Annotated in this window: 9 protein-coding genes; 7 read left to right on the forward strand and 2 right to left on the reverse strand. The window is 38.8% G+C overall.

All coding sequences use genetic code 11. The annotated features are described in order from the left end of the window. From V7K42_RS18970 to V7K42_RS18980, 3 genes are all read left to right on the forward strand, one after another. Nucleotides 1-413, forward strand: a 413-nt coding sequence (locus tag V7K42_RS18970; protein ID WP_334918720.1) for a hypothetical protein, incomplete at its 5' end; no start/stop codon positions are given. 179 nt (nucleotides 414-592) lie between these two features. Beyond that, entirely contained in the window at nucleotides 593-2,341 is a 1,749-nt protein-coding gene (locus tag V7K42_RS18975; protein ID WP_334918722.1) for a carbamoyltransferase family protein, read from the forward strand. A gap of 286 nt (nucleotides 2,342-2,627) precedes the next feature. Beyond that, nucleotides 2,628-3,011 (forward strand): DUF4346 domain-containing protein, encoded by a 384-nt coding sequence (locus V7K42_RS18980; protein WP_334918724.1) that lies wholly within the window; start codon nucleotides 2,628-2,630, stop codon nucleotides 3,009-3,011. A 51-nt stretch (nucleotides 3,012-3,062) separates the two neighbouring features. Here the strand turns inward: V7K42_RS18980 and psb32 are convergent, their stop codons facing one another. Further along, nucleotides 3,063-3,800 carry a photosystem II repair protein Psb32 gene (gene psb32, locus V7K42_RS18985; RefSeq protein WP_334918726.1) on the reverse strand — a complete coding sequence of 246 codons (738 nt, stop codon included), beginning with the start codon at nucleotides 3,798-3,800 and terminating at the stop codon, nucleotides 3,063-3,065. A gap of 392 nt (nucleotides 3,801-4,192) precedes the next feature. Between psb32 and surE the strand changes: the two genes are divergently transcribed. From surE to V7K42_RS19000, 3 genes are all read left to right on the forward strand, one after another. Continuing rightward, nucleotides 4,193-4,873 carry a 5'/3'-nucleotidase SurE gene (surE, locus tag V7K42_RS18990; RefSeq protein ID WP_334918728.1) on the forward strand — a complete coding sequence of 227 codons (681 nt, stop codon included), beginning with the start codon at nucleotides 4,193-4,195 and terminating at the stop codon, nucleotides 4,871-4,873. Nucleotides 4,874-5,079: 206 nt separating this feature from the next. Next, a complete protein-coding gene (locus V7K42_RS18995) occupies nucleotides 5,080-5,703 on the forward strand; it encodes a hypothetical protein (RefSeq protein ID WP_334918730.1) in 624 nt (207 codons plus the stop codon). Between the two features lie 113 nt (nucleotides 5,704-5,816). Then, a complete protein-coding gene (locus V7K42_RS19000) occupies nucleotides 5,817-6,464 on the forward strand; it encodes a PAP/fibrillin family protein (RefSeq protein WP_334918732.1) in 648 nt (215 codons plus the stop codon). Nucleotides 6,465-6,595: 131 nt separating this feature from the next. On the opposite strand, the gene V7K42_RS19005 is transcribed toward V7K42_RS19000, so the two are convergent. Then, nucleotides 6,596-7,312, reverse strand: coding sequence for a hypothetical protein (locus V7K42_RS19005; RefSeq protein ID WP_334918734.1), 717 nt, complete (start codon nucleotides 7,310-7,312; stop codon nucleotides 6,596-6,598). Between the two features lie 363 nt (nucleotides 7,313-7,675). Here V7K42_RS19005 and V7K42_RS19010 point away from each other — a divergent pair, with 363 nt between their 5' ends. Then, nucleotides 7,676-8,227, forward strand: coding sequence for a 2'-5' RNA ligase family protein (locus V7K42_RS19010; protein ID WP_334918736.1), 552 nt, complete (start codon nucleotides 7,676-7,678; stop codon nucleotides 8,225-8,227). The last annotated feature ends 171 nt before the right edge of the window (nucleotides 8,228-8,398 follow it).

Consider the following 8,398-nt stretch of genomic DNA (forward strand, 5'->3'; position numbering starts at 1 on the left):
ATTTTTTATTATCCGCATATAGTTTGGTGATGATGACTATGATAGCAATTAGAATTAACATCATTAGTAGTCATGCTGATTTAATTTTAGGCATTGTTGTTTCTGTTCTCGTCCTGGCAATGTCTCTCCAGCAAGGAAAAGAAAATCAAAATATGATTACTAGAGTTTCACTCTGGATTTCTGAGTTTTCTTACACCATTTATTTGACACATGTCCCATTTTTAATATTTATTCTATCTTTTGTAATTAAAAATGAAAGATGGCAACCCGACACTCAGCACCTTTTTTATATTTTGATACTATTAATAACAAGTCTATTTTATGCGAGAATTGTATACTTTTTAACTGAAAAAAATACACCTCAACTCAGAGATTGCTTAAAAATCGCCCTTTCCAAAACAAGCTCATTCTAGGATTTATGCACTTGCGTTGCCTTTATTGAAAAGATTATCCTCTGATTTGGAAAAAAATATGTAATAAATTTTGAATAATTAAAATATTTCAAGCGCTGCTTGCCTATAACAATATTCCATACCCTTGGTGGAATCGATCGATTTAAATATTTCAGCCAATCAAACTTTAACTTAATCTTATGAATATTCTCGGAATTAACGCTTATCACGGTGATGCTTCAGCTTGTCTAGTTCAAGATGGTCAACTGATTGCCGCAGTTGAAGAAGAACGGTTCAATAGAGTTAAACATTGGGCTGGATTTCCCGCAGAATCTATTCGCTATTGCCTAAAAGTTGGTGGCATTAGTGCAGTAGACTTGGATCATGTGGCGGTATCCTTTAACCCTAAAGCTAACCTAAATCGTAAACTTCTTTTTACTTTCAAACAACGTCCTTCCTTATCATCACTTTTAGATCGGTTTAACAAACAAAGTAAATCTACAAGTCTTAAGCAACAGTTAGCAGAAGCTTGTTATTCTACACCTGAAGAGATTCGGGCTACAATCCATAACTTGGAACACCATACAACTCACCTAGCTAGCGCCTTCTTCATTTCGCCTTTTGAAAAAGCAGCTATATTATCCATTGACGGTATGGGAGATTTTGTAAGTACCCTAGCTGCTGCTGGTGAAGGGAATCACTTAGAGTACTTCGATCGCACTCACTATCCTCACTCTATTGGTTATCTTTACAACGCCATCACCCTTTATTTAGGTTTTCCCGCTTATGGAGATGAATATAAGGTGATGGGATTAGCACCTTATGGAGAACCAGAATATTTGGAAGCGTTTCGGCGAATTATTTATCCCAAAGGTGATAGTTTTGAGTTGAATTTAGATTACTTCACTCACCATGAGCAAGGTATTGCCATGAAGTGGGAAGATGGAGCGCCGATTGTTGAACCTTTCCACAGCCCAGAGCTAGAGAAATTATTGGGGCCGGCGCGAAATTCCAAGTCAGAAGTTACCCAGAAACATCAAAACATTGCTGCTTCTGTGCAAGCGGTGACGGAAGAAATCATTTTTCATTTAATTAACCGACTGAGCGATTGCTACAAGAGTGAGAATCTCTGTTTAGCGGGTGGTGTGGCGATGAATTCTGTCGCCAATGGCAAGATTACTCAAAATACTCCTTTTAAGAATATTTATATTCCAGTGGGTGCTGCTGACAATGGTACATCAATTGGGGCAGCCTTCTTTATCTGGAATCATCTACTCAAGCAACCACGTCACTTTGTTTTAGCTCATGCTTATTGGGGTTCGGAGTTTACTGATGAAGAATGCTTACTAGCCTTGCAAGCGCACGATTTGCAACCTAAAATCCGAGAGCGAGAAGCACTGCTAAACCACGTTGTTGACGCGCTTTGTGAAGGTAAAGTAGTCGGTTGGTTCCAAGGGAGAATGGAGTTTGCTGCTAGGGCTTTGGGTAACAGATCCCTTCTCGCCGATCCGCGTCGTGCTGATATGCGGGATATTATCAACCTGAAAATCAAATTCCGGGAAAAGTTCCGTCCGTTTGCTCCCAGTATTTTGGAAGAACGGATAGGCGAATTCTTTGAGGTTGATGAACCAGCACCATTTATGGAAAAAGTCTTCAAAATTCGTCCTGAAAAAAGAGAACAAATTCCAGCTGTTACCCATGTTGATGGTACTGGACGCTTACAAAGTGTCAGCCGCCAAACCAATCCCCTTTATTGGGATTTGATTAATACCTTTGCTCAACGGACTGGTATTCCCATCGTTTTAAATACGTCTCTCAACGAAAATGAACCGATTGTTCGGACACCTACAGAAGCCATTCAGTGCTTCTTGAGAACTCACATGGATGCACTGGTTTTGGGTTCATATTATGTAGAACGCAAAGATATTAAATCAGAATCTAGGGTATAGGTGAAGCGATCGCGCATTCACGAGCAACAAGATTCCCGGCCGAGCGAAGAAGTTGGGAATCTGCGAGTTGCAATTATTACAAACCAAATTAATAAATTTAGGCACTAACATTGTTACGGTCTGCCTCTAAATCAAGGTATAAATTGTAACTAATTAGAATATTAAAGTTTCAGTAAAAGGAATTACAAATATCTTATAGATATAAAGAATCCTAAGTAAGATAGGAATTACACTTGATCTAGAGTGTAAAAATCTTAAAGAAAGAAATTTTCTTTTTATAATGCTTATGGATTTAATAGTTGAAGATTTAGCTGCAATTGATGATAAACTTTCCCAGCGTCATATTGACCTCGATCCCGGTGGATATTTCATTATTTACTTAGATAAAGACGCAGGGTTAATTTATGCCAAGCATTTTACAAATTTGATTGATGAGCGTGGTTTAGCTATCGATCCAGAAACAGGGAAGGTAATTCCGGCGCGAGAAAAGGTAGAACGAACTTACACAACGGTTTTTAGCGCGAGGACGGCGAAAGAACTTTGCGTGAAGATTTTTGAAGAAACTCAGCCCTCTCCTGTTACCCAATTAGATCATGCAGCTTATTTGGGTCGAGAATTTGTCCGGGCTGAGGTGGCTTTAGTCACAGGACAAGAGTATGTTCAAGACTAAAGTTAAAGTTAGGAGTTAAAAGTTAATAGTTAGAAACTCCTTACTCTCCCATTACCCATCAGATGATGGCTGATTTATCTGATAGATATAGTAAGTCGCCATTGGGATAACGGTGGCGGCGATTAACAATCCTACAACCCAAGCAGTAGCGTTACCTTGGTTAGTTTCTTCTGCTTTCTTGTAGGTTCCTTCTACCTGCACATTGTCAGTGATTTGGGGTGGCCCTGGATCGGCTTTTCCAGAAAGGACGGCGACAAGGCGATCGCTCGCATCAAGAAATGCTTGGTTATATTTATTACCATCGCGTAACGGCACACTTACTGTTTCTGTGGCTACACTCTCGGCAATAGAGTCAGTAAGTATTGGTTTGACTTTATCCCCAGTAATAATTGCAGTACCATTGGTAACTGTATCAATAACCAATAAGGTTTGATTAGCTTGGGCTTCTTTTGTGGGAAACCATTTTTCAAACAACTCTTTGGTGAAGCTTTCTGGTGTTTCACCGTAGTCGAGGCGGCGAACAGTCACAATTCTAACTTCTTTGTCTGTTTGCTTTGCTAAATCTTCGAGAGCGCTGCTAATCTTTCCCTCATTCAGGCGACTGATGACTTCACTTTGATCCAAAACCCAGGTGTTATTCCCTGCTGTGAGGCTGGGTATTTGATACACACCTGTGGCTAAAGTAGGTGCAGCAAAAAGCGTTGCTGCTAATATAACCGTCACCAATGGTAGAATCAGCCGAATGAGGTGTTTTTGACTGCTAAATACTTGTTTGAGGAGTTGTTTCATCTTGCGATCCTTAAGGCAGACTTGCACCAAAAATACTACAGAACCACTGCAAAAATCACCTCATTCCCGGTTTTTTCTCCAATATAAAATTTATGCTCATGTCAGCAGGTGTATATTTTACGGGATTTTTTGATTGCACAAACTTGTTCTGAGAGCGGTTGCAAGCATTAAATTGACAAGAAATACCGCCCATTTCAGGAATTAACCCAAATACTTAGGGCGGAATTTGCAAACCATCTAGAAATGATATCGTATAATCAATGTTTTTTGCAGAATCTAGCATAAGTTTTCATCTCTGCAAGTAGCTTTTCATGCTGTACCCATAAATGGGTGATATCTGCATTTTTCTGATATTTTAGCTAAATAGCTAAAAATATATCAATATAATATACATGACCATAATTTTAACTAACGACGACGGTATTGATGCCCCCGGTATAAAAGCTTTAATCAAAGCTGTAAACGGCAAGAATTTTATTATCGCTGCTCCTGCCGATCATCAGTCTGGGTGTGGACATCAAGTTACTACCACTCGTGCTATCAAACTTCAACGACGTTCTGAGACTGAATATGCGATCGCAGGCACTCCCGCCGATTGTATAAGAATTGCGATATCACAAATTAACGCAGATGTCAAATTTGTGCTTTCAGGTATTAATGCCGGGGGAAACTTGGGAGTCGATGCCTACATTTCCGGCACAGTGGCGGCTGTGCGGGAAGCCGCAATGCACGGTATTCCCGGAATTGCCATTTCTCACTATCGCAAAGCCAAGCAGAATTTTGATTGGGATCTGGCCGCTAAATTGACAACTGAAGTTTTAGCAGACTTACTCAAGCGTCCCCTAGAACCGGGAAGCTTTTGGAATGTGAATTTACCGCATTTGCAACCAGGAGAAGCTGAACCTGAAATGGTATTTTGCCAAGCCTGTACCAAACCTTTACCCGTGAACTATCGAGTTGAAGGCGATGATTTTTATTATGTAGGCGAATATGGCAAACGCGATCGCACTTCTGGAAGTGATGTGGATGTATGTTTTTCTGGTAATATCGCGGTAACTCAATTAAAGGTTTGACGATTGAATCCAAAATCCAAAATTGCTATTGGTCATCTAATACTTGAATTAAGGACATAAACCGATCTAGAGTTTGTGTCATTGGGGAGAGCTTGTAAGATTATAATTTTATGGCTATTGTTTTATCCAGTCACAATTTTTAAGGTTTTGAAATCTGGTAAAGTTTCAGTGGCGCTGAATACTGATTTCAAAAAAAGGAGAAAAATATGCAGTTTCTCAAAATTGTTCTTGTTATTCTCGTATTGATGGTGAACCTGGTAATTGCTCAACCCTCTTGGGCTGGTAAGGATTTTACCAAGGGGGCTGACTATGCTGAGGTAACTCAGGCGCTCAATCAGCTTCTAACTGTAAAGGATACACCTGAGCAAGCTGGCTATACACCTGAGCAATTCCAGCAGCGACTAGCACAATTGCAGTCTCAGAAAAATATCATACAAACAGCTAGAAAGCGGGCGCAGTGCCGCAATGAAACTGGAAATACATTGGCTGTCTATGCCAATAAACCAAAAAAATCTCCAACCCAACTCTACTTTCTAGGCGCAGGAACAATCACTGATGATGATTGGGATTGTGATGGCATTTACTTACCCGCAGGTTCTCAAGTAGTTCTAGGCCCGAACGTTCAACCACAAAAACTAACTGAACCAATCGCCGTCAAGTTTGTCGATGGTACACAATCTACTGCTAGAACTAATCCAGCCACAGGTGCAATTGAATTGAATGTTGAACCTGCCAAAGTATTCAAAGCTGGTGAGAGTAGCTGGTTGCTCCCCACTTTCTCCCAAGCAGATATTGATACGCAAATTCCCACCCCACAACTCATTGACTAATCTTATCTAGATAATTCTAATTTCCCCTTTTAAGGGGAAATTAGGAAATATACAAGGATTTGATACATCACTAGCAACTTTTAAAACATCCTCTCAAAGGAAATTTTCAAACATTGAACAATCAGCTTTTAATTAAAGAAAAATTACAAGCCAAGCTTGAGAATATTCAAGTCAATAGGGGTGGCTCTCCTGTTACAGATTTGCAGCTAGACAAAACTTTAACCGAAGAAATTGAACAATTAACGACGGAATTAGAGAGCCTAAATCCTAACCTGCACCCTCTTGTTAACGCTACTTATTTGCTGGAGGGAGCTTGGCAACTGCAATATTCTACAGCTAGAGAAATCCGTTCTTTAGTTTCTCTCCCATTGGGATTAAAGCTAGGTAAAGTTTATCAAGTGATTGATGTTGCAAATAAATTGTTTTTTAATCTAGCTAAAGTTAAACATCCTCTGGGGCTAGTATCGGGATATGTGAAAGTGACAGCTAGCTTTGAGCCAGCCAAAGAAGATTTCGAGTCTCTACCGAACAAACGCATCAACGTTTATTTTGACAAACGCTACCTATCGATTGAGAAGATTGTTGGTATTAATACCCCCCAACTCAACCCATTTAAGGTTGTCTCAGCTAATAATCCTACTAGCAGAACTGCCACACTAGACATTACTTACTTAGATGAAACCTTAAGAATTGGACGTGGAGGAGATGGAAGTTTATTTATTCTTAATAAGTCTAATGATTTAGCTGACTTTATCTCCTAAATTTGAAATTGTTCATGTCAAGTGCTTAATCTGATATTAGATATTAATTGATCGTAGCTAGTCTAGGAGAGGAAAGATTATTTATGGAGAGAACGCACTATATATTTAAAATAGATATAACTAGATAATTCTTAACTTTTAATTTGTTTAGATGTGGCTTCCATAAAGTCGAGAAAAACTTTTATAAGCTTATGGATTCCCTCACTACCCCCTGCAATTAAACCCCCTGTCAGCAATGCATCTAAACAACGAAAAATAACTATTTGAATTGGATTGTCTAAATCAATAACTACAAGTGGCTCAATTGAGCGAATGCCTATTGCACTCATTAAAAGACCGAATAAAAGAGATGTCCATAGAGCAATTATTCGTGTATCAGATTTATAAGCTGCTCTTTGCCGCTCTTTTTCATTTAAATCATCCATTTGGGGCTTGAATATTTTTAATGACTCTTGTTGGCTTCTTGTAAAATTTTGGATGATTTGCTGTTCTAAACTCATTCCTTCAGGCGGTAGTCCACTGACTTGATTTGATTCTAGAGAAGGAGATTGTTTTTGTTGAACTTCCATAAGTCTCATTTTTTCAGAGACTAGATCCTTTTCTTGCTGAATACTAATATCTAATTGTTCGATGAATGGGCCTCGCCAAGTAGTTATAAAAACTTCTAAAGAGCGTTCTAGTAGCAAAGAAATAAATAATAGCAACGTAAGTAGTTGGATAATATCATTAACGCCAAATGGTTTTAAAGTAAATGGTTTAGATGATAGCCAAGTTGACAACGTTACTACTAAGAAACTAATAATGATTAACACAATAAATAGAGGAGATTTTGAAGAAAGCTTTTGCAACGTATCTATGCTCCTGTTTCGCGTCACAATATCTAACACAGCCTGGAGGTGAGAACTACACCTGCTGAGTAACTTAACAACGTTAATTTGATAGAACAGTAAATAATTTATTACCCAGCCATTTTTTCCAGCAGTATGATGGGCTGTGCCATAAAATGAGTAGCATTTGAGTAGCGCGATCGCTAAAAAGCAGGATAAAAATGGCTCAGTGAAGTAGCAAACGAGTAGCACAAGCGCTATAGTTAGCGAAAAGCTTAGTTTTGTGTGGTTTGCTCCTTTTTTTGACAAGCCAAGGTGTTAGCGATCGCGCTTCAGAAGTTATAAGTCAGAATAAAAATAATTAATAGTTAATAGTATATATAGATGAGCCGTTTTTTTGTCGCCCTTTTACCACCACAAGACATTCAAGACTACGCCAACGAGATTAAGCAGTACTTTGCCGATCGCTATGCTAGTAGTGGGGCGCTAAAGTCTCCGCCTCATATTACCTTACAACCGCCCTTTGAATGGGAAAATACTAGCTTGCCACTGCTAGAATCATCTTTAGAGGAGTTTTCTAGTGGACAACAGCCAGTAGCAACTACACTCAGAGGATTTGATGCCTTTTCACCTCGGGTTATATACATCAATGTAGTCAGAAGTCAAGAACTTTTGACTTTGCAAACTGATTTAATGGCTTATATAGAAAGCAACTTGGGAATTGTTGACGAAGTTTCTAAAACCCGCCCTTTTACGCCCCATATAACGGTTGCATTTCGGGATTTAAAAAAGCAAGACTTTCAAGCTGCTTGGCCAGAGTTTGAAAAGCGTCAGTTGCATTTTGAGTTTACTGCTGACAAATTAACCTTGCTGTTGAACGATGGTAAGCGCTGGGATATTAAACGAGAGTTTGCTTTTTTGTCTGGTAGTAATTGAGCAATATCTTGGTGATGAACGCTAGCAATATTTGACATCGCAGCTAATTTTATTTTTAATTAATTGGTGATTTATATATTAGACATCTCCAAAATAGTAATATTCTGTGGTAAAAGAAGATTGCGATAAATTTTTGACACAAAAATATGAGTGACATACTGAAGCACATTG

This window comes from Nostoc sp., from assembly GCF_036917455.1.
In the GTDB taxonomy this organism is placed as follows: Bacteria; Cyanobacteriota; Cyanobacteriia; order Cyanobacteriales; family Nostocaceae; genus Nostoc.

Coding starts and splice junctions, on each gene's coding strand:
- psb32 (WP_334918726.1), bottom strand. CDS start 3,800: ATGAAACAACTCCTCAAACAAGTATTTAGCAGTCAAAAACACCTCATT.
- V7K42_RS18975 (WP_334918722.1), top strand. CDS start 593: ATGAATATTCTCGGAATTAACGCTTATCACGGTGATGCTTCAGCTTGT.
- V7K42_RS19010 (WP_334918736.1), top strand. CDS start 7,676: ATGAGCCGTTTTTTTGTCGCCCTTTTACCACCACAAGACATTCAAGAC.
- V7K42_RS18980 (WP_334918724.1), top strand. CDS start 2,628: ATGGATTTAATAGTTGAAGATTTAGCTGCAATTGATGATAAACTTTCC.
- surE (WP_334918728.1), top strand. CDS start 4,193: ATGACCATAATTTTAACTAACGACGACGGTATTGATGCCCCCGGTATA.
- V7K42_RS18995 (WP_334918730.1), top strand. CDS start 5,080: ATGCAGTTTCTCAAAATTGTTCTTGTTATTCTCGTATTGATGGTGAAC.